Genomic DNA, 24,948 nt, shown 5'->3' with positions numbered 1-24,948 from the left:
CATTGACGCGACAGCCCTGCGGGAATGTTTCACTTCGGCCGAAGCCACACCGGACAGGCCGCGAAAGGGGCGTGGTCCGGATGTGCTCGAACCGCACACATGCTCTATGTTGCAGAGGCAAAACACGGGGGCTCGGCATGGCGCACACTCAGGAGCCGCGCCCTGGAGCGGTGGAAGCGCTCGACGAACCGGGACTGGGGCGACGGACGACAGATGGCACGTGACTACGACAGCCAGCTTCTGGAGTCGGTGGCGGTACGCCGCCGCAGGATGAGGGACGCCCTGCTCTTCGGTGCCCAGCGGGCGCGGCGCACGGCGGACGAGCGGCTCGGCAAGCTGTTCGCGGGCATCGCCATCGCGGCCGTCCTGTGCGCGGGTTGCGTCGGCTGGTCCTTCGTCCAGCACACCCTCGCGAAGCAGAAGGCCGAGCAGCAGAAGCAGCAACAGCAGCAGGGCCGGCTGCAGCCGTACGGGCAGCCCGCGACATCGCAGCCGCCGTCCGCTGCGGCGAGCCCGTCCGCGTCGAAGTCCCCGAAGCCACCGAAGAAGACGTCACAGCCGACGCCCTCGCACCCGGCCGGGTCGCCCGAGCCGGCGCAGTCGTAGAGGAAGAAGCATCAGGCGTGCAGATCCGGGAGAGTTCACGGTCCGGCGGCGGCGCCATGTCCCCCTTGGCCCCGAAAGGTCGCAAACCCGCGATGATAGGTTCCCGCAAGTGGTGAGCACAGCAACGACTTCCCGGGCGCAACTCAGCCGGGTGACCCTGATCGGCGAGCGGCGCCGTGCCGACATGGTCCTGCCGTCCGACACCCCGATCGGCCAACTGCTCCCGGACATACTCCAGCTGCTCGACGACCGGGCCGCGTCCCGGCCGCTGACCCGTCAGCTGATCGCACCGGACGGTTCCGCGCTGCCGCACGACAGCACGCTCGCGACGGCCGGCATAGCCGACGGCGCCGTCCTGCGCCTGGTCAGGAGCCACTCCGCACCGCCCGCCCCGGTGGTCCACGATGTCACCGACCTGGTCTCGGACGACCTCGACCTCCAGGCCTGGCGCTGGCGTCCCGCCGCCCGGCGGGGCAGCGCGGGCGTGGCGACCGTCGCCTTCACGGTGACCGCCGCGCTGCTCGCCCGCCACGAGTTCGCCCTCGGAGCACTCGCCGGCGGCCTGGCCGCCGTCACGCTCGTCCTGATGGCGGCCGGCGCCCTCGTCTCGCGGATCGGCCAGGGCAACCGGGGCCTCGCGACGGCGCTCCTGCTCGCCTCCGGCGGGCTGGGCGTCCTCACCGCCTGGACCGCCGCGGACGCCCACGACTGGCCGGGCACCGCGCGGCTCGCCGCCGTCGCCGGCGCGCTCGTCCTGACCCTGGCGCTGCTCGGCTACTTCTCGCCGCTCGGCCGAGGCGGGCTCTTCGGGGCCGTGGCCACCGCCGTGATCACCGCCCTGTGGGAGGCCGTCGCCGCCGTCCAGGACGACCCGGCCCGGCTCGGCGCGGTCATGGCCCTCGTCTCCGTGGTGCTGCTCGGCCTGCTGCCGCGGCTCGCCCTGATGGCCTCCGGGCTCACGGCCCTCGACGACCGCCGCTCCGGCGGCGCCTCCGTCAGCCGCCACGAGGTGGGAAACGCCCTCGCCGCCACGCACCGCGGGCTCGCCCTCGCCACGATCGTCACCGCGATCTCCGCGGCGGCCGCCGGCTGGCTGCTGACGCTCGCCGAGAAGCCCTCCGTGTGGACGGTCGCGCTGCCGTCGCTCGTCGCCGTCGTGCTGCTGTCCAGGGCGCGCGCCTTCCCGCTGATGGCCGAGGTCGTCGCGCTGATCGCCGCCGCGGCCGTGCTCGTCGTACGCCTGGTGGTGCTGTGGACCGGGCACGACGGGGGCGCCGGCCCGCTCGCCGTGCTGGTCGTGGCCGCGCTGCTGCCGCTGCTCGTCCTCGCGGTGCAGCCGCCGGACCACGTGCAGGTCCGACTGCGGCGCACGGCCGACCTCGTCGAATCGGTGGGCATGGTGGGGCTCTTCCCGCTCGCCGTCGGGGTGTTCGGCGTGTACGGGCAACTGCTCAACAAGTTCTGAGGAAGAGGGGCAGGGGCAGACATGCCGAACGCAGAGAACTGGCAGGGCGACGTCCTGCGCGACCTCAAGGGCGCAGCGCAGCCTCCGGCCCAGGGCCAGGCGGGGCAACAGCAGCAGCCGGCCGCGGGTCCCGCCGCGCAGGCCCCCGCCCCGGGCGCCGCGGCCCCCGCGCACGGGCATCCGCAAGCGCGCCAGGTCTCCGGCACCGGACCCCAGGCCGCCGGGCAGCACGGCACCGGGCCCCAGGCCGCCGGGCCGCAGGCCGCCGGACCCCACGGCGCCGGGCCGCAGGCCACCGGGCCGCAGGCCACCGGCGCGCCGCAGCAGCCCCCGGCGGCCGGCCCCGGTGGGCACGCTCCCGCCCAGGCTCCCGCGTACGGATACCCGCAGCAGGGTCCGGCGGCGGCCGGCCCTCAGGGCGGCATCCCGCCGCAGGCCCAGCCGTACGCGCACCCCCAGGCGCCGCCCCAGCAGCCCCAGCAGCCGCACCCGCAGGCCGCGTACGCCGCCGCGGGCCACGGGCAGCGGGCCCGTACCCCCGACTCCAAGCCCGCCGTGGACCGGCAGCTCTCCGGGGCCGGCCGCAAGCCCCGGCACGGCGAGCCCTTCACCGCACGCGCCCTGCGCGCCGTGCGGAGAACCGTTTCCTCGTCGGCGGCCCGCGAGGTCGCCGAAGCCACCCGCGCCGCCGAAGTGCTCCAGCAGCCCGTCACCACCGGCCGCCAGATCGCCGTCACCTCCATCCGCGGCGGCGCGGGCAAGTCCACGGTCGCCGCCCTGCTCGGCACCACGTACGCGCACTACCGGCAGGACCCCGTCCTCTTCGTCGAGGCCGACCCGGCCCTCGGCTCGCTGCCGATCCGGCTCGGCGCCGAGAGCCTGCGCTGGACCACCGGCGACGTCGCCGACATCGTCGAGCCCCAGATGTCGCTGCTCGACATCACCGGCTACCTCGTCCAGCTCCGCGACAACGCCTGGCTGCTGCCCGGCAGCCAGGGCCAGATCGGCGCGATGCTCGACACCCGCGCCTACGAGCGGGCCATGGTCGCCCTGCGCCGCTACTTCGGCGTGACCGTCGTCGACTGCGAGACGCTCCCCGCCGAGGTCGCCCGCGTCGCCCTCTCCGCCTCCCAGGCCCGCGTCCTGGCCACCCCCGCCACCCTGGACGGCGTCAGCAGCACCTACGCGGTCCTCCAGTGGATGCAGGGCCTGCCCCCGCACATGCTGGCCAGCACCTCCGTCGTGATCACCGAGCAGGCGCCGCACTCCGGGGTCGACCTCGCCGACGCGGTCCGCACCCTGGAGGCGGCCGGGCCGAGCGTCCACGTCCTGCCGTACGACCGCCACCTCGCGGACGGCGGCCACATCCGCACCGAACTGCTCGCCCACTCGACCCGGCAGACCGCCGCCCGGCTCGCCGCGGACGTCTTCCAGCTCTCCCAGAAGCGCCACTGACGATGAGTACCCGACTGATCCACCGCCCGGCGCGGACCGTCAGGCCGCCGGCGCCCCCCGAGGCGCGCACCATCGAGGCCCCGCCCAACCTCCCCGAGGGGAAGGCGGGCAGCATCGCGATGTCGCTGCTGCCCGTGGCCGGCGTCATGTCGTCCGTCGTGATGATGACGGTGGTCCGCAACAGCCAGTTCGCCGCACTCGGCGCGCTGATCCTCGTCGTCACCATCGTCGGCTCGGTCGCGCTCGTCTTCTCGCAGCGCGGCAAGGCCCAGCGCACCCGCCGTACCCAGCGCGAGGCCTACCTGGCCTACCTGGAGGACCTGCGCGAGGAGCTCTCCGCCGAGGAACGCGAGCGCGGCGAGCACGCCGACGTGCTCAACCCGCCGCCGCACGCCCTGTACGACATCGTCCGCGACCCGGCCCGGCTGTGGGAGCGCCGGCGCACCGACGGGGACTTCCTGCGCGTGCGCGTCGGCACCGGCGAGATGCCCGTACGCGACCTCCAGATCGGCCAGCAGGGCTCCTCCGTCCTCACCCCGCCCGACCGCTTCATGCTCAACGAGGCCTCGGCGCTCACCGCCCGCTTCCGCAACGGCACCGAACTCCCGCTCACCGTGCCGCTCGACCGCGTCGGCAACGTCAGCGTCATCGGCCCCCGCGAGGACTGCCTGCGCGTCGCCCGCGCCCTGCTCGTCCAGGCCGCCGCCCTGCACGCCCCCGACGACGTGGCGATCGCGCTGGCCGTGCCCGGCGACCGGCTCCCCGACTGGGAGTGGGCCAAGTGGATGCCGCACCTCCTCGACACCGAGCAGCTCGACGGTCCCGTCGCCGCCCGCCGCATCGCGCCCTCCGCGGACCAGCTCGCCCGGCAGATCGGCCCCGAGCTGCGCCGCCGGGCCTCCTACGCCGCCGAGGTGCGCCGCGGACTGTCCGGCAAGGACGCCCTGTCCATGACGTCCCGGCTGCTCGTCGTGACCGACGGACACGGCGAGGACGCGGTCGAACTGCCGCGCCCCGACGACGCGGTCGGCCTGCGCGAGATGGGCGTCACCGTCCTCCACCTGCTTCAGCAGCGCATCCAGGAGCCCGGGCACGTCGGCGTACGCATCACCGTCGACGGCGACCAGGTCCTCATCGAGGACCTGCGCCAGGACGAATCCATCAGCGCCCACGGCACCGTCGACGAGGTCGGCATCCCCTTCGCCGAGGGCCTGGCCCGGATGCTCGCCCCGCTGCGCCTGTCCGCCGAGTCCCTCATCGACGCCCCGCTGTCCGGACCCGTCGACTTCGCCGACCTGCTCGGCATCGACGACGTGGCCCGCCTGGACCTGGCGACCCTGTGGGCCCCGCGCGGCGAACGCGCCTTCCTGCGCGTGCCCATCGGCGTCAGCGACGCCCGCGAGCCCGTACTGCTTGACCTCAAGGAGTCCTCCGAGCTGGGCATGGGCCCGCACGGCCTGTGCGTCGGCGCGACCGGTTCGGGTAAGTCCGAGCTGCTGCGCACCCTCGTCCTCGCCCTGGTGGCCACGCACCCGCCGGAGGACCTCGCCCTGGTCCTCGTCGACTACAAGGGCGGTGCGACCTTCGCGCCGTTCGCCGACCTCCCGCACGTCGCCGGCGTCATCACCAACCTGGAGAACCAGGCCGGCCTCGTCGAGCGCGTCCACGCCTCCCTGGCCGGCGAGGTCAAGCGCCGCCAGCAGGTCCTCAAGGACGCCGGCAACGTCGCCGACATCGGTGACTACGCCGCGCTGCGCGCCGACCGCCGGCCCGACCTGGACCCGCTCCCGCACCTGTTCGTCGTCATCGACGAGTTCGGCGAACTCCTCACCGCCAAGCCAGACTTCATCGACCTGTTCCTGTCCATCGGCCGTATCGGCCGGTCCATCGGCGTCCACCTGCTGCTGTCCAGCCAGCGCATCGAGGGCGGCAAGCTCAAGGGCCTGGACACCTACCTCTCCTACCGGCTGGGCCTGCGTACCTTCTCCGCCGACGAGTCCCGCACCGTCCTGGACACCACCGACGCCTTCCACCTGCCTCCGCTGCCCGGTTTCGGCTACCTCAAGGTCGACACCAGCCACTACGAACGCTTCAAGGCGAGCTACGTATCCGGCGCCTACCGCGGCCCCGTCCAGCGCGCCGAGGACGAGGACAGCGGCCCGCTCGCCCTGGAGTACGGGGCCTTCAACTCCCTGTCCGAGCCGGAGGGCACGGGCGGTCAGGAGCCCTCGGCGCGCCGGCGCGAGACCGGTCCCACCGAGATGGGCGTCATCGTCGAGCAGCTGCAGCACGCCGCCGGCCCGGTGCGCCGCATCTGGCTGCCCCCGCTGCCCGACGCGATCTCCCTGGACTCCGTCGCCGGCCCCCTCGACGTGGGCGTGCGCGGAATGCAGCTCTCCAAGCGCCGCGACCGGCTCGTGGTGCCGCTCGGCCTGCTCGACGACCCGACGAAGCAGTGGCAGGGCCGCTGGTACCTCGACCTCACGGTCGCGGGCGGCCACGCCGCCGTCATCGGCGGCCCGCAGTCCGGCAAGACCACCCTGCTGCGGACCCTGGTCCTCTCGCTCGCACTGACCCACACCCCGCAGGAGGTCGGCGTCTACGGCCTCGACCTGGTCGGCGGGGGTCTGCAGGCCCTGTCCGGTCTGCCGCACGTGGGCGGGATCGCGGGCCGCGCAGACCGCGAGCGCGCGGCCCGCACCGTCGAAGAGGTGCGCACCATGCTCGCCCTGCGCGAGGACCTCTTCCGCGAGCACGGCATCGACTCCGTCGAGCAGCTGCGCACCCTGCACGCGGCCGGCCGGCTGCCGCAGCTGGCCTCCGCCGAGATCGTCCTCGTCATCGACGGGTTCGGCGCGCTGCGCGACGACTTCGAGGAGCTCGACGACGCCGTCGTCGACATCCTCAAGCGCGGCGGCGGCTACGGCATCCACGTCGTCGCGGGCATGCTCCGCTGGAACGACGTCCGCATCGCCGTCCAGTCGAACTTCGGCACCCGCGTCGAGCTGCGCCTCAACGACCCCAGCGAGTCCAGCATCGAGCGCAAGCTCGCCGAGACCCTCGCACCCGACGAGCCGGGCCGCGTCCTGACCGACGGCAAGCTGTTCGCGCAGGTGGCGCTGCCCCGCACGGACGGCCTCACCGACACCTCGGAGCTGGGCTCCGTCCTGGAGCGCACGGCCCGTACCGTCCGCGCCACCTGGAGCGGCGACGCCGCCCAGCCGGTGCGGGTACTGCCGCACGTGCTGGAGCCGCACCTGCTGCCGGGCCCGGTCGCCGAGCCGAAGCGGGTACCGATCGGTCTCGACCAGAGCGCGCTGGCGCCCGTACTCCTCGACCTGTTCCACCACGACCAGCACCTGCTGGTCATGGGCGACAGCGAATGCGGCAAGACGAACCTGCTGAAGACCGTCGCCGGCGGTCTGATCGAGCGCTACGGCGAGGACGAGCTGGTCTTCGCGATCATGGACCCGCGGCGCAGCCTGCGCGGCGTGGTCCCCGAGGAGTTCAACGGCGGCTATGCCTACAACGCCAAGATGTGCGCCGGACTGGCCGCGGGCATCGCCACCGAGCTGGAGCGGCGGATGCCCGACGACAGCGCCCCGCTGGAGGACCTGGAGCCCGGCAGCTGGGGCGGCGGGCCGCGGATCGTGGTCCTCGTCGACGACTACGACGTGCTGACCACCGCAGGGCAGTCGCCGCTGGCCCCGTTCGTCCCCTACATCCCGTCGGCGGCGGACATCGGCCTGCACTTCGTCCTGACCCGCCGCGTCGCGGGCGCTTCGCGCGGGATGTACGAGCCGCTCGTGCAGGGCCTGCGCGAGTCGGGGGCCTCGGCGGTCGTCATGGCGGGCGACCGGAGCGAGGGCCAGCTGTTCCCGGGGGTGTACGCCTCCCAGCAGCCGGCCGGCCGTGGCGTCCTCGTCCGCAGGGGCCAGTCCAACCGGCTGATCCAGACCGTGTACGCACCCGAGTGAAGGACCGCAGGACCACATGACCAAGGACGTCGTCGCCCTGACCCAGCAGATGCCCGCCCCCTGGACGGTGCTCGCGGGCCTGCTCTCCGGCGGCCCCGACAAGCTGGTGGAGACCGCCGGCGAGGGGGCGGTCATCCAGCTCTGCGACGAGCAGGGGCGGCCGCTCGTCTCGGTCGAGGCCCCGCTGCTCGTGCAGGTGGAGGGGGAGGCGGAGCGGCTGCTCGGCGCCACCCCGCCGCGGGTCCCGTACTGGTGGACCGAGGCCCGCGCCACCACCGGCGTACCCGAGGCCGAACGCCTCGCGGGCACCTTCGCGGCCCGCCTGGCCTCGCTGGCCGCCGGGAGCGCATGGCCTGCCGAGGCAGCGCGGTCGGTGGCGGTGGTGGAGAGCGACGGGATCAGCGTGGCGCCGACGCCCGCCGCGGCTCAGCCCGCCGTCGACGTCCTGACCCGCAACGTCGCCGTGGTCATCATGGACCGCCCGGTCGTCGCGATGACGGCATGGCTCTCCGACGCCTTCCGGGCCGCGGCCGCGGCCGAGCGGGGCCTGCAGATCGTCACCCCGCCCGGGACGGTGCTGTCCCCGGCGGTACTGGCGAACATGCCGGACTGGCCCTCGCGGTGGGTCGTGCAGGACCAGCGGGACGGCTACTACGACGGCCTCTCGGGCGCGGTGCTGCGCTGGCAGGAGGGTATGTTCGCCACGCTCGTGTCGCCGGACGCCACCGAGGACGACCCGCGCACCCCGGTCGCCGCGGCATACCAGGAGGTCGCGGAGACGGCGCAGCGGCAGCTGGCCCTCACCTTCCGCACCATCCACCCCGCGGACGAACGGCTGGTCCTGGGCGGGGCTCTGGAGACGGTGTGGCGGGAGCTGACGGGCGCCCCTCCGGCCGGGTGGGGCACGGCCGAGCCCGCCAACCTGCCCTGGTCCCCCGGCCGGCTGACGGACGTGGCGTTCGCGCGGGCCCCCGAGCCGACGTGGTTCGTGGTCGTCGGCAGCCCGGAGCGGCCCGGACTGGCCACGGTGCGGATCAGCCGTACGAAGGCGGGTGTCGAGGAGACCGTGACGATGGCGCTCGGCTACGGCGACGGCGAGGAGCCGCCGCTGGACGCCCTTCCGCGCGTCGCGGAGGCCCTCGTCACCCGCCACCGCCTCCAGTCGATGCTCGTACAGCTCCGCAAAGCCCGGCGCGATCTGCTGGTGCCGCCGCGCTTCGAGGGGCCGGGGGTCCCGCTGGCCTTCGTACTGGGTGCGGAGGAGGTGCGTGCCATGCCGGACGACCGGGCCCGGCACACGCCGCTGGCCGAGGCGCCGGTGCGGCTGGGGCCCAAGTCCCGCCCGGGCTACTACTACCCGCTCCCGGGCGATCCGTCGGACCTGGCGGGGTGGGCGGAGTTCGAGCGGCTGACGCGGCATCTGAAGGGACCGTGAAGATGCCTGGCGGTTTGTCATGGGTGAGTCACAACTGGCTCGTTGCCGGTTGCAGGTGCGATGTATGTTGATAGAACTGGTCACACTGATGGCTGATTGCTGATCGTTCGAGAGTGCGGGGGAGTGTGGGATGAAGTTCGACATGGGGACGCAGGTTCTGACGAACCTGATGTCGGGGTCGCGTAACTCGAATACCGACCTGGGGTCGCTGATCAAGCAGCTGGTCGCCGCGGCGCAGCCGCTGGAGGGCAAGTTCCAGGGGCAGGGCAAGGTCGCGTTCGACTCGTTCAAGCTGCGTGCGGACGGTATCGCGAAGGAGCTGAACGCCTCGCTGGCGGCGATCCTGGGCGGCCAGTCGGGCATGGAGCAGGCGTTCGGGTCGGGTGACCAGGAGCAGGGCGAGAACGCGCGGCAGACGCAGGGTTCGGCGAACTTCGACGCGGCCCGCTTCCGCGGCCGCTAGGCCGGCGGGCTCCGGGCCTTCTTCTTTCTCCAACTTCGACTTCGACTTCAACGGGGAGTGTGGCTGTCATGGGTGCAGGTGGGACGGACCGTCGTGCGTACGACGTGGGTGCCTCGACGGAGGTGCAGGGCGGTATCAAGGCGGTGATCGGGCAGCTGGAGCAGGTGATCGCCGCGCGTGAGGCGCAGGTGGCGGCGGCGATGTCGGACTTCGCGGCGGACGGTGTGGCGGACGACTACCACGCCAAGGAACTGCGCTGGAAGAACGCCTCGCAGGAGGTCAAGAACATCATCCAGCTGCTGAACACGACGCTGGAGAAGAACGACGCGACGGCGCGCCAGACGCTGCAGCGCGCGAAGGCCGCGGTCGACAACATCGGCTGAGCAGGATCGTTTCAGCAGATCAGCAAGTCAGCGGGTCGGTAGGGAAGCCGGGTTCACGGGGGTGGATCGTCCATGACGTCATGGGACATCAAGCCGCAGGGTGTGCAGGGCCAGTTGAAGACCGTCGGCGGGAACGCCGGCGAGCTGGAGAAGGCCTTGAACGCGCTGCTCACAGCCATGTCGGAGGCGGCCCAGGCCGCGGGGACGGCTGTTCCGGGTTCGCAGTCGGGGATGACTGCGCAGGGTCCGCTGGCTCCGGGTGCGGGGCCGGCTCCGGGTTCGGCTTTTGTGGCGCCGCAGAAGGCGCTGGGTCCGGTCGCGGCCGCCCTCGGCGAGTACCTGACGGCCCGCAAGCCGGAGTTCAAGTCGATGGCCGAGCGGATCGAGGCGTGCATCCTCGGCGCGGTCAAGGCCACGAACGAGTACCTGGAAGGCGACCTGGACCAGGCCAAGGCCGCCCAGGACGCGGCGAAGTCCGTGAACCTCGACATCCTGCGTGAGAAGCCCGGGGGCAAGAAGTGAGCGGGAACGCACCGGTCGACCCTGCCGAGATACCGGTTTTCACCGGCAACCTGGCTGTACTGGACGAAAAGGTCAAGCTGATCTCGTCCGGCGGGGCCACGGTCTCGACGAAGGCCTCGGACGTCCACACCAGCTTCGGCGGCCTGCAGGCCTTCTACCAGGCGCCGGAGGCCGACCAGCTCTTCGCGACGACGAAACCCGTCTCGGACCTCGGCCTGAAGCTCAGCTCCGACATGTGCACCATCGCCGGCGCCCTGGGCACGTACTCACGCGACGCCGCGCCCGTCATCAAGAAGCTGGAGAGCCTGCGGGCGGAAGCGGAAGCGTTCCGCGAGAAGACGGACAAGGACGACAAGTGGCGTGAGGACGGCGATCTGATCGACGAGAACCTCGCGCGCCGCAACAAGGTCGCCGAGGTGTGGGAAGAGTTCCACGAAGTGGAGCGGGCCGCCCACGCGAAGATCGTCGCACTGGTCGGCGGCAAGCCCCTGCGCGTGAACGACGGCTCCAACGCCCCGGACATGTACGGCTACGACGCGGAAGCGCTGAAGCAGTCCAAGTCCCTGCCGTGGGGCGACGCGGTGGAGGAGTCCATCCCGGCGTGGCAGGTGTGGGAGCACGCCTGGGAGTTCGGCAAGGGCGTCATCGTCGACGGCGTCTGGGGCACCCTCAAGGGCCTCGGCGGCCTCGTCGGGCTCCAGGGCTGGGACGTCTTCAAGCAGTCCTGGACGGGTCTGGCCAAGCTGGGTACCGGTCTGGCGATCATGTCGATCCCCGGGGCCGGGGCGTTGTTCCTGTCCGCGCCGGACGACAAGCTGCCGTCGTGGCTGCGGGACTCGCGTACGGCGATGAAGGAGACGGGCAAGGCGCTGCTGGCGTGGGACCAGTGGGGCTCGAACCCGTCCCGCGCGGCGGGCGCGGTCACCTTCAACGTCGTGACCACGATCTTCACGGGCGGCGCGGGCGGCGCCGCCGCGGGCGCCGGCAAGGCGGGCGCGGTCGCGAAGACCCTCTCCTTCGCGGGCAAGGCCGGGCACGCGATCGACCCGATGACGTACATCTTCAAGGGCGCGGGCGCGGGCTTCTCGAAGATCGGCGACGTCATGGCCGGCCTGAAGGGCATGGGCAAGTTCGAGGTCCCGGACATCAACCTGGACGGCGCGCTGGCGCTGCCCGAGGGAGCCGTCCACCTCCCCGACGGCGCGATCCACCTCCCGCCGGGGTCGGCCGTCCCCGACGGCGCGATCAAGCTCTCCGACGGCAACATCAAGCTCCCCGAGGGCACCACGACCTTCCCTCCGGGCACGGTCAAACTCCCCGTCGACGGCCCGCCGAAGTTCATGGACCCCGACGGCAACATCTTCAAGGCCGACGGCACCCTCGACCAGTCCGTCAAGGACGCCCCGAAGGGCCAACCGGACGCGGGCGCGGACGTGCCGCGCACCGAAGCACCGAAGACCGACACCCCGGCCGCTGCCAGGGTCCCGGAACGCGAACTCGCCGGCGTCGGCGCCCGCGGCGGCGACAACGGCATCAACCTCAGCTCCGACATCTCCGACCCGCTCCACACGCTGGACAACGGCCCCCGCAACACCGACACCACCTCCGGCGGCCACGCGGGCGACCACATGCCCACGAACAATCTGGACAACACTCCGCGCGGCGGCAACGGCAACAGCCCGGACACCCCGTCGTCGCACCACACCGACGGAACCGGTACCGGCGGTACAGGCGGCCACACCGACGGAACCGGTACCGGCGGCGGCCGTGACCTGCCCGGCAGCTCCTCGACCGACAACGGCATCCTCCCTGGAACTCCCGGCCTGGACGACCTCGACGCCGCCGCTCGGGCGAGTGACGAAGCAGCCAACGGGGCAGGTCCGGCCGACGGCGCTTCCACGCAGGGGAACGGGGCCGGGCGAAGCACGGACCCCAGCCAGACACCTCCGTACAAGGACGACCCGCGCAAATACACTGATGCCGAGCGCCAGGCCATCATGGAACACCAGGTCTGGCGGGTGAACAACGAGCCCGGATACCGCCTCGCCTATTACCGCGACAATGGATACCGCCTGCGCACCACCATCGCGGACGAGTCCAGGCTGGTGCCTCCACAGCTCGTGAAACTTCCCGATGGCACCTTTGTGGCGAAGTCCGCTCTCGCGCCCCCGTTGAAGCCCGACTATCTTGATGCGGAACCCATCGCGAGCGCCGCGAAAGAGGCCACCCCGGAAGCCAAGGCCAAGCTCGACGACCTCGCCGAGGAACGTCACGCCGCCATTGCCGCCGACAAGCCGTTCCATGACGCCCACGGCAAGGCTCGGGCAGATCTGAAGCACGACCCGACCAACCCGGAGCTGCAGGCTGCGCACGACAAGGCCGCGGCCGCGCACAAGGATCCGCATGCCAAGGCAACCAAGGCGAGCGAGCTGTACGGCGAGGCCATCGCACGCGAGCACATGATTCCCGAGTCCTATCCCAATGCAACCGAGCACACGCTGCACGGACCTGCGAACGGGCGCGATCAATTCGACCAGGTATGGCAGCAGGGCGACCGGTACATCGTCATCGAGGCGAAGAGTCATATCGACACCCCCCTGGGCGAGCGGACCGTCAACGGCGCCCGCTATTCCCAAGGCTCCCGCACCTATTTCCTCGACATCCTGGATCAAATGGAGAAGAGGGGTCGAAAGCCGGAATTCAAAAGCGACGAAACACTCGCTTCGGCTCTCCGTACAGCGCTTGACGAGGGGCGCGTCGACTACGTGGTGGTCAGGGGCCAGGACAACGCAGGGACGTACACTGGCTACACCAAACAGAAGTATGACATTCGGGAGATCGAGTGACCGTAACTGTTCCGCGTCACGGTGCAGTAGGGCCTGAAGACGAGAGCTACGCGGAGCGGAGGACAGCTTCAGCGATCGAGGGTATCGAATCCCTGGAGCGTTCTCCTCGAATGATCGATGCCGTGTGGAATTCCGTGCGCCTCAGCGTTTCCGCCCGTTCCGCTGTGGATTCCGACGGGTCCGGAATCGACACCTGGGAAGCAGTGGTCAATGCGATGCAGGTGGGTTCGGCTCTGTTCCGCGTGACGGGCACTTCGGAAGGGACCGTGGAATGCCGTATCCACCACGAGATCCGGCGGCTCCCCGCAATGGGTCCCAGGTCTTTCGCCACCGCACCGAACTGGCTCGACGCCTTCTGGTTTGCCGTTATTTGCCGCGACCAGAAGCGCATGACCGAATTGTGTGAAGTGCCGGTTGATACCCTGCGCGCGTCCGGTGCGGTTCACGACGAGTACCTCTACCACTGGGTGGCGGCCCTTCAGGCGTACTGGTCACGTCGGCAGAACGACATGGTGGCGGAGCTGACCCAGGCATTTCAGCAATCTCACCCTGACGTCGTCCGCATCGCCCCGCGGGACTGGGTGCAGCAGATCTCGTATCCCCCGATCAATCTCTTCTACCGGTTCGTCAAGCGTGACCACGACGGGTTCAACGCCGCCCTGGCCGAAGCGCTCGAACTGCACAAGACATACTGGAGCCAGGAGGAACGCGACTTCGATGTCACCGGCCTCTGGGCCATCGGCCCTCTGGCCATCGCCTGTTTCGCCTACGACGGCGACTTCCCCATCGAAGTGGTGTCGGAGTACCTCCCGCTCCAGCTCCTGAACCGGAGCTGGCTGGGCGAGTTCCCCACATATTGATCCGAAACGCTTTGGGTTCACGCTCGTTGACGGTGTGTGAGTGATCCGGTGGGGGATGCGCGGACCTGGTCGCCGGACGCGCAGGAGGCTGTGCGGTTGCTGGCGGTGTCCGCGCTGGTGAAGGGGCGGGACCGGGCAGAGGTTGCGGCCCTGTTCAAGGTGTCGGTCAGGGCCGTGGACAACTGGTGGACGAGGTGGCAGACCGGTGGCAAGGACGCGCTGCTGTCCCGTCCGCGCGGCCGCAGGGTGGGCGAGCATCAAGTTCTGTCCGAGGCCGAGCAGGCCGCCGTCCGACAGGCCGTCCTCGATCACACCCCCTCCGGCCTGGGACTTTCCGGTCAGCTGTGGACACGCGGGCTGATAGGCGAGCTGATCTTCAAGCTGTACCGGATCCGCTTCACCGAACCCGGGGTGGGCAAGTACCTCAAACCCTGGGGACTGACGTTCAAGCGTCCGGACAAGCGGGCCGTCGAGCAGGATGCGGAAGCGGTCCGTGTCTGGCACGAGGAGACCTGGCCGGCGATCCGGGCCAGAGCGAAGGCGGAGAACGGTGAAGTCCTCTTCGCCGATCAGGTCGGGGTCCGCTCGGATCAGGTCACCGGCCGCACCTGGGGCGCCAAAGACACGACGCCGGTCGTCCGCCGCACCGGGAACCGGTTCTCCGTGAACGCGATGTCCGCGATCAGCACGAAGGGCCGGATGCATTTCATGGTCTTCACCGAGTCGTTCGACGCGACGGTCATGTGCCGCTTCCTGGACCGCTTGTCGGGCACTTCGACCGCAAGGTCCACCTGATCGTCGACCAGCACTCGGCCCACCGCTCGAAGAGCGTCCGGTCCTGGCTCGCCGACCACAAGGAGGTGATCGAGCTGCACTTCCTGCCGTCGTACTCACCCGAGCTGAACCCCGACGAGCTGGTCAACGCCGACCTCAAACGCAGCCTGCCCCACGCCCACCGGGCCAGGAACCAGGCCGAACTCGCCGCCGAAACCCGCAGGTTCTTCCACCGCCGACAACGCCAGCCCCACATCGTGCGGGGATACTTCGGCGGCCGGCACGTCCGCTACGTCCTCGACGAGTGAACCCCATGAGTTTCTGATCAATAGGGAAACCGAGCGCTACGGCGAGTTCGTGGCGGAGCACCACTACATCGCCGAGAACCACCCCGGTTCCGTGAAACAGACCTTGCATGGGCCGAAGAACGGCAACGATCAGTTCGACCAGGTGTGGCTCACGCCCGGGGGCAGGTATGTCGTCATCGAGGCAAAGAGCAGCATCAAAACAAGACTCGGGGGCCGAAATCTACCCACGGGACGCAGGGTTTCTCAGGGGTCGCAGGAATATTTCTTCGACATCATCAGGGAAATGAAGGACCGAGGAAAGACGATCAAGAGCGAGGATGATCTCGCAGAGGCCCTGAAGACAGCCCTCAAGCACGGGAAGCTGGACTATGTAGTCGTCAAGGGTGACACCAACGCGCCTGCGTACAATGGCCACCACTACCAGCGATTCGACCTCAGCAAGAGGAGCCTTCCGTGACCGTCACCGTGACTCGGCATTTCACCCCGGGTGCCACGGAAGAGGAGTGGGCCGAGCGTCTCTGGGTGAGTCTCGCTCGGGACATCGACGAGCTGGAGGAGTACCCGAATTCACTCCCCATGGTGTTCAACGACGCCCTCCTGCACCTCGGGGCGCGCTGCACCGTGGATCCGACCGCGGAGCGGCTGGAGACATGGGAGGCCGTGGTCAACACGCTGCAGCTCGGGTCGGCCGTGTTCGCCACCGTGTGCGCGGATGAAGGCACCGTGGAGTGTCGGATCAACCGTGAGATGCGCACCCTGCCGGCCCAGGGCCCGGCAAGCTTCGCCGACCTGGGCACGTGGCTGACCACCTTCTGGTTGGCCATGGTGTGCCGCGATCGGGAACGGCTGAACGCACTCGCGGAGGTTCCGCTCAACCGCATCGCATCCAGCGGCTACGACATCTTCGTCTGGCATTGGGTGGACGCTCTCCAGACCTACTGGCTTCAGGGCCCCGACTTGGTGGAGAAACTCACCCTCGCCGTCGAGATGTCACAGCCCGACGCCGCCACCATCACCCCGCACGGCCTGCTCCAGACTTTGCTGGCACCGCCCATCAACCTCTTCTACTTGCTGATCACCAACAACCCTGATGGCTTCAATGAGTTCCTCGTGCAGTCACTCGAACTCCACAAGGCGTACTGGACCGTCGACGAAAAACGCGCAGAGAAGCCCGACGGACACCTCGCTCTGGCCCCTCTGGCCCTCGCCTGTCACGCACACGATGGTGGAATTCCCATCAATGTGGAATCGGGATACCTTCCCCACCATCTCCTCACCCGCGACTGGGTGGGCGAGTTCCCGACGTAACCAGAGCCAGGAAGCCCGGACGGGCAGCGGAGCCCGATCCGCGGTGCTTCTGGCCTCGATCTTTCGTGACGGTCCGCCAGTTCAGCGGTGGGCCGTTTCGGTTTGTTCGGCGGGCCGTGGGCATGCCGATGTCCCGGCTGTTGTGTCGGGTGGGTGCCGGGTTCCACAGTTCCGGTCCGGGTGCTGCTGCCGTAGGGGTGGGTCGTTGCTGCTGGTCAGCCGGGAATGGGGAGGGCGTCGAGTCGCTGGGTCGCGCAGCAAGCTCCGGTATCCGCCGATCACGATGCTCTACCGCTTCCTGCGCAAGGACCCCGCCGACGAGGACCGCAGGCAGAACATCCACGGCGTCGTGGCCCTCGGCCCGCTGGCCATGGCCTGCCTGGCCAAGGCCAAAGCCAACGGCCTCCCGGTCGAGGTCGAGACCGACTATCTCCCGCAGGCGCTCCTCGACTTCGCCTGGCGCGGCGAGTTCGACGCGTAGCCCCGGCCCGGGGCTTGAGTAGGGTGGGCGAGATCAAGACACACGGGGGATATCGCGTATGGAAGCGCTGCGGCCTGACGACCCCGTGCGGGTCGGGGCGTACACCGCACTCGCGCGGCTCGCCACCGAGCCTGAACTCAGCTTTCCCGAGCGGGCGTTCGTCGTCCGAAGCGGCGACGGCCGTACCCTCCTCGCCCGGCTCCCGCGCCCCGACACCGACCCGACCCGCTGGGCCATCGAGGCCGAGGGGGCTCGGCGGCTCTCCGTACCGGGGTTCCAGCCGGTCGGCGAGGTCGGCGGCGGCGGCGCCGAGTTGCCCTGGTGCACGGCGCCCTACGTGCCCGCCCTCTCGCTGCCCGCCGCCCTGCGGGCGCACGGCGGGCCGCTGCCCGACCCGGTCGTACGGGCCCTGGGCGCGGCCCTCGCCCGGACGCTGGCCACCGCCCACGCGCAGGGCGTCGCGCACGCCGGCCTGTCCCCCGCCGCCGTGCTGCTCACCACCGACGGCCCCCGCCTGAGCTGCTTCGGCGCCGTACGGGTCGCGGCTCCCGACGGCGAGCCGCGCAGCGGCCTGCCGGGGCTCGACTCCGGCAGTCTCGCCCCGGAGCAGGCCGCCGGCGGCCGGCCGCAGCCGCCGGGCGACGTGTACGCGCTGGGCGCCGTTCTCGCCTACGCCGCGACCGGCCACACCGTCCCCGAACGCGACGAGCTCCCCGCCTTCCTGCGCGAGCCGGTCACGGCCTGCCTCTCCCGCGACCCCGCCCGGCGCCCGCAGGCACACCAGCTCCTCACCCACCCGGAGCCGGCCGCCGGCCCGATGCCCCTGCCCGCGCCCGTCGTCGTCGCCCTCGCACGCCAGTCGGCGGGGGTCCTCGCCGCCGAGCCGCCCGTTCCCATGCCCCGGACCCACCACTGATGCTCACCCCTCCCCTCGCCTCTCCGCTCACCCCTCCCCTCACCCCTCCCCTCGCCTCTCCGCTCACCCCGCCGCGCAGCCCGCTGCTCGCCCCGCTCACGCACGACGACCCGCACGTGCTCGGCGGCTACCGCCTCCTCGCCCGCCTGGGCAGCGGCGGCATGGGCACCGTCTACCTCGCCCGCTCGGCCACCGGCCGGACGGCGGCGCTCAAGACGATGCACGCCCGCATCGCCGCCGATCCCGCCGTCCGCACCCGCTTCCGCCTCGAAGTCGACGCGGCCCGCGTCATCGGCCCCGTCCACGGCGCCCGCGTCTTCGACGCCGACCCGCTCGCCGAAACCCCCTGGCTGGCCACCGAGTACGTGCTCGGCCCGCCCCTCGACGAGGCCGTCTCCCTCGCGGGACCGCTCCCCGAGCCCGCGGTACGCGCCCTGGGGGCCCTGCTGTGCGCGGCGCTGGCCCAGTTGCACGCCTCGGACGTCGTCCACCGCGACCTCAAGCCCTCCAACGTCATGATCACCGCCGAGGGTCCCAAGGTCATCGACTTCGGGATCGCCCGCGCCCTCGGCGACGACCGCCTCACCCGCACCGGCACCGCCGCCGGCACGCCCGCCTTCATGTCCCCCGAGCAGGCGACCGGCCTGGAACACACCCCCGCGGGCGACGTCTTCGCCCTCGCCGGCGTCCTCACCTACGCGGCCACCGGCCACGGCCCCTTCGGCAGCGGCGGCCACGCCGACCTCATGTACCGCGTCCGGCACGCCGACCCCGACCTCACCGGGCTCCCGCCGGCCCTGCTGCCGATCCTGACCCGCTGCCTCCACAAGGACCCCGCCGGCCGGCCCACCACCGGCGAACTCGCCGCCCTGCTGCACCCCGGGCAGCACGGCTTCGCCGGCCACCTCCCCGAGCCCCTCCTCATGGAGATCGCCCGCCGCGTCGGCGGTGTCTGGAACACAGCGCCCCAGCGCCTCCCGGCCCCACCGGAGCACGCCCTCGCCGCGACCCTCCCGAGCGGCGCTCAGTCACCCCCGCCCTCCGGTCTGTCCCGCCGCCGGCTCCTCGCCCTCGGCGGGGGTTCCGTACTGGGGGCGGCGGCGGCCGGAGCCGGCGCCTGGGCCTGGCTCGGCCGTCAGGACGGCACCGAGCCGAAACCGCCCGCCCCCGTGTCCGGGGAACCCGCCTGGGACCTCCTGTGGCAGGAGCCCGTCAGCTACGCCGACCCGCTCATCCCGCCCGCCCCGCTCACCCTGGACGGTCTCCTCCTCGTCGGCGAGTACGGCGTCAAGGGCCTGGACCCGGCGACGGGAGCGGCCAAGTGGGCCGACTCTTCCGTCTACTTCATGCGCCGCACCACCACCGACGGCACGAAGATCTACGCCGCCGACCACACCCTCGACGAGGCCGACCCGCTCCGCGTCTGCACGGTCGACCCGGCCACCGGCAAGCTCAACGCCCCCTTCAGCGTGCTGGGGGACCTGCGGGCGATCCTCTACGGCACCCAGCTGCTCTGCGCGACCGGCGACGCCGTCTACCTGGTGGGAGGCCGCGGCACCCACCACCGCGACGGCTTCGGCAAGGACCAGAGGTGGTTCCTGCTGAAGGTCGACACCCGTTCCGGCGGCAAGCTCTGGGAGGTGCCGCTGCCCGCCCGGCCCGACGGGTCCCCGCACCTGCACTACCTGTCCGCGCGGGCCGTCGGCCGGCACCTCGTCCTCGTCCAGCAGCCCGCCGATCGGGAGCCGCGCCTCGTCGTCCACGACGCCCTGACGGGCAGGGTCCTGTGGGACAAGCCGCTGCAGAGCCCGCAGCCGGTCCTCAACCGGGCCCACCTGGCCGTCGACGACCGGCACGTGTACCCGTCGGCGGGTGAGCTCGTCGCGCTCGGGCTCGCCGACGGCAAGGCGGCCTGGCGTTTCGCGGGACAGACCCCGACGGCGCGGTTCGGCCCCCCGGCCGTCAAGGACGGCGTGGTGTACGCGATCGAGGAGAACCGCGGCCTGATCGCGCTCGACGCCGCGAACGGCACCCTGCGGTGGGCGGAGAAGACCCGCACGGTCACGGCCGAGGACCTCGCCGTCCCGCCCGCGGTCGGGACCTCGTACGTGTACGCCTACGACGGGGCCTCCTCCGCGCTGGTGGCCGCCGACATCCGCACCGGCGCCCTCAGCCGGCCCTTCAAGGCCGCCAGGGCGCGGTACTTCGCCGACCCGGCCGCCAAGCGGCTCATCGCCATCGGCGGCGAATACGTCGCCGCGTACCCCCTCGCCTAGTGCGGTGGCCGCAAAGGTCCACCGGGTCGCGGCGCCCGGCAAACCTTTCCGGCCACAGCACCAGCTCACAGAAAGCCTCACACCCCATGAAGCCCCTGGAATCCGGAGACCCGATCCGACTGGGCCCCTACCGCATCCTCGCCGTCCTCGGCGAAGGAGGCATGGGCAAGGTCTACGTCGGCCAGGACGGCGAGGGGCGGGCCGCCGCGGTGAAGGTGCTGCACCCCCACCTGGCGCACGACCCGAACCTCACCCAGCGGTTCGTCCGCGAGGCCCGGATGGCCCAGGCGGTCGGCGGCGGGTCCGTGGCCCGCGTCCTGGACGCCCAGACCGAAGGCGGGCGGCCGTGGATCGCCACCGAGTTCCTGACCGGGCCGACTCTCGCGGACGCCGTACGCTCCCACGGACCGCTCGACGAGCCGGCCGTACGGGCCCTGGCGGCGGCGCTCGCCGGGGCGCTGCGCGACATCCACGCCGCCGGCCTCGTCCACCGGGACCTCAAGCCCGCCAACATCGTGCTCACCGCGACGGGCCCCCGCGTCATCGACTTCGGCATCGCCCGCCCCGAACACGGCCTCACCCTGACCGCCACCGGCCAGGTCCCGGTCACCCCGGGGTACGGCGCGCCCGAGCAGGTCCTCGGGCAGCGCGTCGGAGCGTCGGCCGACGTCTTCTCCCTGGGCGCGGTCCTGGTGTACGCGGCGAGCGGGGGGCACGCCTACGAGGGTTCGCACGTCGCCGCCGTGCAGTACGAGGTCGTGCACGGCGAGCCGCGCCTGGACCGCCTACCGCCCGCACTGAGGCCGTTGATCGGCCCGTGCCTCGCCAAGGACCCTGCGTCACGGCCGCTGCCCGACCAGATCGCCCGAGCGTCCGCACCGCCCCGCGGAGCCGAACGCGCCTGGCGGCACGGAGCTGTCGCGCGGGACATCACCTCCCGGGAGCACAGCCTCCACCGGCTGACCGCCGTGCCCGGCGGGGTCGCACCGCGCCCCCTCTCCCGACGCCGCCTGCTGACGGGTCTCGCGGTCGGCGGATCCGTGCTGGCGGCCGGCGGGGGCGCCGCGGCCTGGTGGGGCCTGGCGAACCGTTCCGGCGGCGGCCCCTTCGACATCCCTCCGGCCGCGCGGACGCCGGAGGGCAGGATCTTCGACACCAAGAAGGGCGACTACGTCCTGGGGGAGACTCCCGCACCGCTGTGGAGCATCGCCTCGGCCGTCGCGGCCGACACGCCCGCGCCCCTCCCCGTGCGGGACGTGGTCGTCGTCGCGGCGCCGCAGGGCGGGATCGCCGCGCGCAGCGTCGTCGACGGCTCACTGCGGTGGACGGCGAAGGAGGCTGTGGCGACCAACCGCTACCTGTCCCTCTCCGACCGGCTGGTGGCCGCCACCGACGGCGACGGCACCCTCGTGACGTTCGTCGCCTCGACCGGGCAGCCCAAGTGGACGGCTCCCGCCGATGCCGCATGGCTCCTCGCCGCGGACGACGAGGCCGTCTACCTGGTGACCAAGGACCGGCGCGTACGCAGCGTCGGCCGCTCCGATGCCAGGATCCGCTGGACGGTCGGCGTCGGCGCGGAGCTCGGCCGCGACGCCGCCTCGCGCGGCCTGGCGGCCCAGGGCCGGCTCGTCGTCACGGCGGCGGACGGCAGCGTCGTCGCCCTCGACACGGCCGACGGCCGCACGGTGTGGGACCGCCGCCAGCAGTCCGCCGACGGCCGGGCCATGGTCGCCGTGTCGGGCCGCACCCTGTGCGTGACCGGGAAGAACCTCTCCGCTGTCGACGTCGTCGACGGCAAGGAGCTCTGGTCGGCCGAGAACCCCAAGCCGTCGAACGGGACGCCGGTCTTCTGGGGCCCGCCGACCATCCACGGCGACCACGTGTACGCGAGCGTGCTGACCGTCCCCCTGCGCTTGGACCTGCGCACCGGCCGGGGAACGGACTGGGGCTTCCAGGGCCTGTTCGAATGCGACCCGCCCAGCCCGCTCGTCGTACAGGGCCACGGGCTGTGGTCCGTCACCGTCAACAGGACGGAGGGCGGCATCAACGTCGTCGACCTGTCGCCCGAGGGCCGGACGGCGTGGGTCTTCCGCGTCATCAAGAACCCCGACCGGTACTGGATCACGGGTGACGCGAACCGCGTGTTCCTCCTCGACGGCACGACGCTCACCGCCCTGCCCGTGTTCTGAGCCGCCTCCGGGCCGCTTCCGAGCCGCCGGGCGCCGCGCGGTGGTCCGCCGTCAGACCCGGAAGGGCGGCTGCGGCCAGCGGTGCGGGCGGTGCGGCGCCCACCACCAGAGGTCGCCGACACCGACCAGGAGGGACTCCGCCGCGAGATCGGCCCGCACACGGGGGTCGACGCCGTCGGCCGTCGGGGCCGCCCGGACCGCCTCCACCCCGGCGAGGTAGGCCGGTTCGTCGATCACGATCCGGTTCAGCACACCGGACCGGTGGTCGCGGATCTCCAGGAAGCCGGGGCCGTTGCGGACGAGGCACTTGCCGAGGAAGAAGCCCTCGGCCCAGGCCGAGCGGAGTTCCGCCGCGTCGGCCGGTCCCACGATCCCGGACGGCGGGTAGAGATGGCTGAGCGTGAACGCCGACGGGCCGGACCGGCAGGACCCCGCGTCGGGCAGCCGCACGCGCCAGTCGACGACGACGCCCCAGGCGGTCAGCTCCCGGACCAGGTCCAGGACCCGTACGGCGCAGATCGGCTCGGCCGCGGGAGACAGGTCCACCAGGGTGCTGAACTCCGCCCTGCGCACGCCCGTGCGGTACAGCTCGCGGGCGGTGTACGCCGCGTCCGCGCAGGCGCCGGCGACGGAGACGCTGCCGAGGTGCATGCCCGGAAGCGTCCGCGCGTGGTCCCGGTAGTCCCGCCACAGGTCGATCACCGGCTTGCGGACGGCAATCACGAGGCCTCCTCGTACGCGGGGCCGGGGGCCCGGGTGAAGTCCCGGGTCAGGTCCGGGGCGGAGCCGCCGAGGCGGGTCAGCTCCGCGTTGGTGCCCAGGGGCACGACGTGGACGTACCGGTCGGCGTCCTCGTAGAGCAGCCCGGCCTCGCCCCACTCCGCGAGCAGTTCGGCGACCCGGGCCGGGGAGACGCTGGCGTTGAACCTGGCGCTGAGCCGGTGGGTCAGCGACTGGGAACTCCGCGGGTCCTCCAGGAGACGGAACGCGGCCACCTCGACGGGGTCGGTGATGCTCCGCGTCGTCCAGTCGAAGTCCTCCCGCCGGTTGGTCAGCACGATTCTCGATCCGATGTCGTAACGGGTGAGGCTGCTGTGGAGGTGCAGGTCGCGCCACCGCTCGACGGCGCCGGCGAGCTGCTTGGCGACGGTTTCTCCGATACCGGCGTGCGGGGCCTCGAAGAGGTAGGCCAGGTCGTACAGCTCCGCCTCCGGCAGGTCGTACACGACCGCGTAGTGGGGCGCCGGCCGCAGCGGGGCGAAGCCCAGCTCCGGCCGGTCGAAGTAGGGGCTGAACCTCTCGATCTCGATACGGGTGACGCCGTCCGGCGGGGTGAGGTGGGCGAGGGCGGGCAACTGCCGGATCACCTGCGTGTAGTCGCGCTCCCGCTCGCCGGGGAAGCCGTAGAGGTAGTTCCATGTGGCCCAGAGCCCGGCGGACTGGGCGTCCCGCAGGTGGCGCACGTTCTGGCAGCCGGTGACGCCCTTGTCCATCAGGCGCAGGACCCGGCTGCTCAGGCTCTCGATGCCCGGCTGCACCTGGACGAGCCCGGCGTCGGCGAGCGTCTGCAGATGGCGGTAGCGCAGGTTGGACTTGATCTCGTAGTGGAACCGCAGGTCGTGGCCCCGCTCGATCAGCGCGGGCATCACACTGCGCAGGTATCCCATGTCGAGGATGTTGTCCACGACGAGGACGTCGAGCACCTGGTGGCGCCGGGTCTGTTCCAGGATCTCGCCCAGGAACGTCTCGGGGGCCTTGCTGCGGAAGGCCATCGACGATCCGTTGAGCCCGCAGAAGGTGCAGTGGTGCTTCTCGCCCCACCAGCATCCGCGCGAGCCCTCCAGCACCAGCTTCGGCTCGATCCTGGAGCGGGCCGCCGACGACTGCACCCGGGTGAAGTAGGGCCCGTAGTCCGGCTGCTTCAACTCGCCCGGCGGGAGCGGGAGCCGGGACATCGCGTTCGCCCGGTGCGCACCGTCGGCCCGGCGCCAGCACAGCCCGGGGACCGTCGCGGGCTCCACCTCGCCGCGGACCACGCCGAGCAGCGCGGGGAAGGCCCGCTCGCCCTCGCCGCGGACCACGTAGTCGACGGCGGGGAAGTTGCGGTGCAGTGCCGCGCCCTGCGGGCCGTCGCAGTTGGCGCCGCCGAGCACCGTGACGGTGCCCGGCGACAGCCTCTTGACCGCCGCGGCCGTGGCCAGGGCGGCGGTGTTCTGCTGGAACGTGGTGGTGAAGCCGACCACGTCCGGTCGGGTGTCGGCGATCCGCGCGGCCAGTTCCTCGACGAACCGCGCGGACGCCTCGTGCAGGGCCAGGGTCACGGCCCGCAGGTGCGGGCTGAGCCCCTGTGCCATCCGCTCTTCGAATGCGCGCACCCGCCACGCCGGAACGCCGTGGAGGGCGCTGGAGAACACCCAGTCCCCGTAGCCTTCGAAGTACGCGTGGCTGGCGAAGAACTCGTAGTCCTCGACACTCAGTCCGATCGCTTCCGCCGCCCAGTCGTAGAAGTCCAGGTTGGCGTTCACCGTCTCCACGTCCGCCCGGTGGGAGCGGCCGACGGAATGCAGGATCCCCAGCGCGAGGGACGGTGTGTCCAAGGAAGCCCACGGCATGTTCACCAGAGTCACACGCATGTGCGGAGCAGCCCTCCGGCCTTTCTCAGAGTCCTTCCGCCGCAAGGGTCC

General features: G+C 71.7%; 20 protein-coding genes. 18 read left to right on the top strand and 2 right to left on the bottom strand.

Annotated elements, in window-relative coordinates:
* Positions 1-213 precede the first annotated feature (213 nt).
* The 18 genes from ACFWFZ_RS09675 (at position 214) to ACFWFZ_RS09590 (ending at position 22,264) form a co-directional block, all read left to right on the top strand.
* On the top strand, positions 214-606 hold the full coding sequence (locus tag ACFWFZ_RS09675; RefSeq protein ID WP_387119095.1) for a hypothetical protein: 393 nt from the start codon (positions 214-216) through the stop codon (positions 604-606).
* A 109-nt stretch (positions 607-715) separates the two neighbouring features.
* A complete protein-coding gene (gene eccD, locus ACFWFZ_RS09670; protein WP_387119092.1) occupies positions 716-2,071 on the top strand; it encodes a type VII secretion integral membrane protein EccD in 1,356 nt (451 codons plus the stop codon).
* A gap of 555 nt (positions 2,072-2,626) precedes the next feature.
* On the top strand, positions 2,627-3,526 hold the full coding sequence (locus ACFWFZ_RS09665; protein ID WP_387119233.1) for a MinD/ParA family protein: 900 nt from the start codon (positions 2,627-2,629) through the stop codon (positions 3,524-3,526).
* 2 nt (positions 3,527-3,528) lie between these two features.
* Positions 3,529-7,503, top strand: a complete 3,975-nt coding sequence (gene eccCa / locus ACFWFZ_RS09660; protein WP_387119089.1) for a type VII secretion protein EccCa — start codon at positions 3,529-3,531, stop codon at positions 7,501-7,503.
* 16 nt (positions 7,504-7,519) lie between these two features.
* Complete coding sequence (locus ACFWFZ_RS09655; RefSeq protein WP_387119086.1) at positions 7,520-8,938, top strand: DUF6177 family protein; 1,419 nt, start codon at positions 7,520-7,522, stop codon at positions 8,936-8,938.
* A 130-nt stretch (positions 8,939-9,068) separates the two neighbouring features.
* On the top strand, positions 9,069-9,401 hold the full coding sequence (locus ACFWFZ_RS09650) for a hypothetical protein (RefSeq protein ID WP_030763942.1): 333 nt from the start codon (positions 9,069-9,071) through the stop codon (positions 9,399-9,401).
* A gap of 68 nt (positions 9,402-9,469) precedes the next feature.
* The gene (locus ACFWFZ_RS09645; protein ID WP_356812858.1) at positions 9,470-9,784 is read left to right on the top strand and encodes a pore-forming ESAT-6 family protein; all 315 of its coding nucleotides are present in this window, start codon (positions 9,470-9,472) and stop codon (positions 9,782-9,784) included.
* A gap of 72 nt (positions 9,785-9,856) precedes the next feature.
* Positions 9,857-10,306 carry a DUF6507 family protein gene (locus ACFWFZ_RS09640; protein ID WP_387119082.1) on the top strand — a complete coding sequence of 150 codons (450 nt, stop codon included), beginning with the start codon at positions 9,857-9,859 and terminating at the stop codon, positions 10,304-10,306.
* Positions 10,303-13,152, top strand: coding sequence for a hypothetical protein (locus ACFWFZ_RS09635; RefSeq protein WP_387119079.1), 2,850 nt, complete (start codon positions 10,303-10,305; stop codon positions 13,150-13,152). The genes ACFWFZ_RS09640 and ACFWFZ_RS09635 overlap by 4 nt, the downstream gene beginning before the upstream one ends.
* Positions 13,153-13,262: 110 nt before the next feature.
* Positions 13,263-14,012, top strand: coding sequence for an immunity 49 family protein (locus tag ACFWFZ_RS09630; RefSeq protein ID WP_387119076.1), 750 nt, complete (start codon positions 13,263-13,265; stop codon positions 14,010-14,012).
* Positions 14,013-14,048: 36 nt separating this feature from the next.
* Positions 14,049-14,807, top strand: coding sequence for an IS630 family transposase (locus tag ACFWFZ_RS09625; protein WP_387119073.1), 759 nt, complete (start codon positions 14,049-14,051; stop codon positions 14,805-14,807).
* Positions 14,756-15,094: a transposase gene (locus ACFWFZ_RS09620; RefSeq protein WP_387119070.1), complete on the top strand. Its 339-nt coding sequence runs from the start codon at positions 14,756-14,758 to the stop codon at positions 15,092-15,094. The genes ACFWFZ_RS09625 and ACFWFZ_RS09620 overlap by 52 nt, the downstream gene beginning before the upstream one ends.
* Positions 15,095-15,143: 49 nt before the next feature.
* Positions 15,144-15,551 (top strand): hypothetical protein, encoded by a 408-nt coding sequence (locus ACFWFZ_RS09615; protein ID WP_387119067.1) that lies wholly within the window; start codon positions 15,144-15,146, stop codon positions 15,549-15,551.
* Positions 15,548-16,402: an immunity 49 family protein gene (locus ACFWFZ_RS09610; RefSeq protein WP_387119065.1), complete on the top strand. Its 855-nt coding sequence runs from the start codon at positions 15,548-15,550 to the stop codon at positions 16,400-16,402. The genes ACFWFZ_RS09615 and ACFWFZ_RS09610 overlap by 4 nt, the downstream gene beginning before the upstream one ends.
* A 283-nt stretch (positions 16,403-16,685) precedes the next feature.
* On the top strand, positions 16,686-16,883 hold the full coding sequence (locus tag ACFWFZ_RS09605; protein WP_387119061.1) for an Imm49 family immunity protein: 198 nt from the start codon (positions 16,686-16,688) through the stop codon (positions 16,881-16,883).
* Between the two features lie 58 nt (positions 16,884-16,941).
* On the top strand, positions 16,942-17,799 hold the full coding sequence (locus tag ACFWFZ_RS09600; protein WP_387119058.1) for a serine/threonine protein kinase: 858 nt from the start codon (positions 16,942-16,944) through the stop codon (positions 17,797-17,799).
* Positions 17,799-20,075, top strand: a complete 2,277-nt coding sequence (locus tag ACFWFZ_RS09595; protein WP_387119055.1) for a PQQ-binding-like beta-propeller repeat protein — start codon at positions 17,799-17,801, stop codon at positions 20,073-20,075. The genes ACFWFZ_RS09600 and ACFWFZ_RS09595 overlap by 1 nt, the downstream gene beginning before the upstream one ends.
* A gap of 86 nt (positions 20,076-20,161) precedes the next feature.
* Entirely contained in the window at positions 20,162-22,264 is a 2,103-nt protein-coding gene (locus tag ACFWFZ_RS09590) for a protein kinase (RefSeq protein ID WP_387119052.1), read from the top strand.
* A gap of 51 nt (positions 22,265-22,315) precedes the next feature.
* On the opposite strand, the gene ACFWFZ_RS09585 is transcribed toward ACFWFZ_RS09590, so the two are convergent.
* Complete coding sequence (locus ACFWFZ_RS09585; RefSeq protein ID WP_387119049.1) at positions 22,316-22,987, bottom strand: DUF5825 family protein; 672 nt, start codon at positions 22,985-22,987, stop codon at positions 22,316-22,318.
* Complete coding sequence (locus ACFWFZ_RS09580; RefSeq protein WP_387119046.1) at positions 22,984-24,897, bottom strand: RiPP maturation radical SAM C-methyltransferase; 1,914 nt, start codon at positions 24,895-24,897, stop codon at positions 22,984-22,986. Before ACFWFZ_RS09580 ends, ACFWFZ_RS09585 begins: the two co-directional genes overlap by 4 nt.
* Between the last annotated feature and the right edge of the window lie 51 nt (positions 24,898-24,948).

The organism is Streptomyces sp. NPDC060232, from assembly GCF_042726555.1.
Classification (GTDB): domain Bacteria; phylum Actinomycetota; class Actinomycetes; order Streptomycetales; family Streptomycetaceae; genus Streptomyces.
Note: the sequence above shows the minus strand (reverse complement) of the source record. Positions and strands in the feature narration are given on the sequence as shown.

Coding starts and splice junctions, on each gene's coding strand:
- ACFWFZ_RS09675 (WP_387119095.1), top strand. CDS start 214: ATGGCACGTGACTACGACAGCCAGCTTCTGGAGTCGGTGGCGGTACGC.
- eccCa (WP_387119089.1), top strand. CDS start 3,529: ATGAGTACCCGACTGATCCACCGCCCGGCGCGGACCGTCAGGCCGCCG.
- ACFWFZ_RS09655 (WP_387119086.1), top strand. CDS start 7,520: ATGACCAAGGACGTCGTCGCCCTGACCCAGCAGATGCCCGCCCCCTGG.
- ACFWFZ_RS09650 (WP_030763942.1), top strand. CDS start 9,069: ATGAAGTTCGACATGGGGACGCAGGTTCTGACGAACCTGATGTCGGGG.
- ACFWFZ_RS09645 (WP_356812858.1), top strand. CDS start 9,470: ATGGGTGCAGGTGGGACGGACCGTCGTGCGTACGACGTGGGTGCCTCG.
- ACFWFZ_RS09640 (WP_387119082.1), top strand. CDS start 9,857: ATGACGTCATGGGACATCAAGCCGCAGGGTGTGCAGGGCCAGTTGAAG.
- ACFWFZ_RS09630 (WP_387119076.1), top strand. CDS start 13,263: ATGATCGATGCCGTGTGGAATTCCGTGCGCCTCAGCGTTTCCGCCCGT.
- ACFWFZ_RS09605 (WP_387119061.1), top strand. CDS start 16,686: ATGCTCTACCGCTTCCTGCGCAAGGACCCCGCCGACGAGGACCGCAGG.
- ACFWFZ_RS09600 (WP_387119058.1), top strand. CDS start 16,942: ATGGAAGCGCTGCGGCCTGACGACCCCGTGCGGGTCGGGGCGTACACC.
- ACFWFZ_RS09595 (WP_387119055.1), top strand. CDS start 17,799: ATGCTCACCCCTCCCCTCGCCTCTCCGCTCACCCCTCCCCTCACCCCT.
- ACFWFZ_RS09590 (WP_387119052.1), top strand. CDS start 20,162: ATGAAGCCCCTGGAATCCGGAGACCCGATCCGACTGGGCCCCTACCGC.
- ACFWFZ_RS09580 (WP_387119046.1), bottom strand. CDS start 24,897: ATGCGTGTGACTCTGGTGAACATGCCGTGGGCTTCCTTGGACACACCG.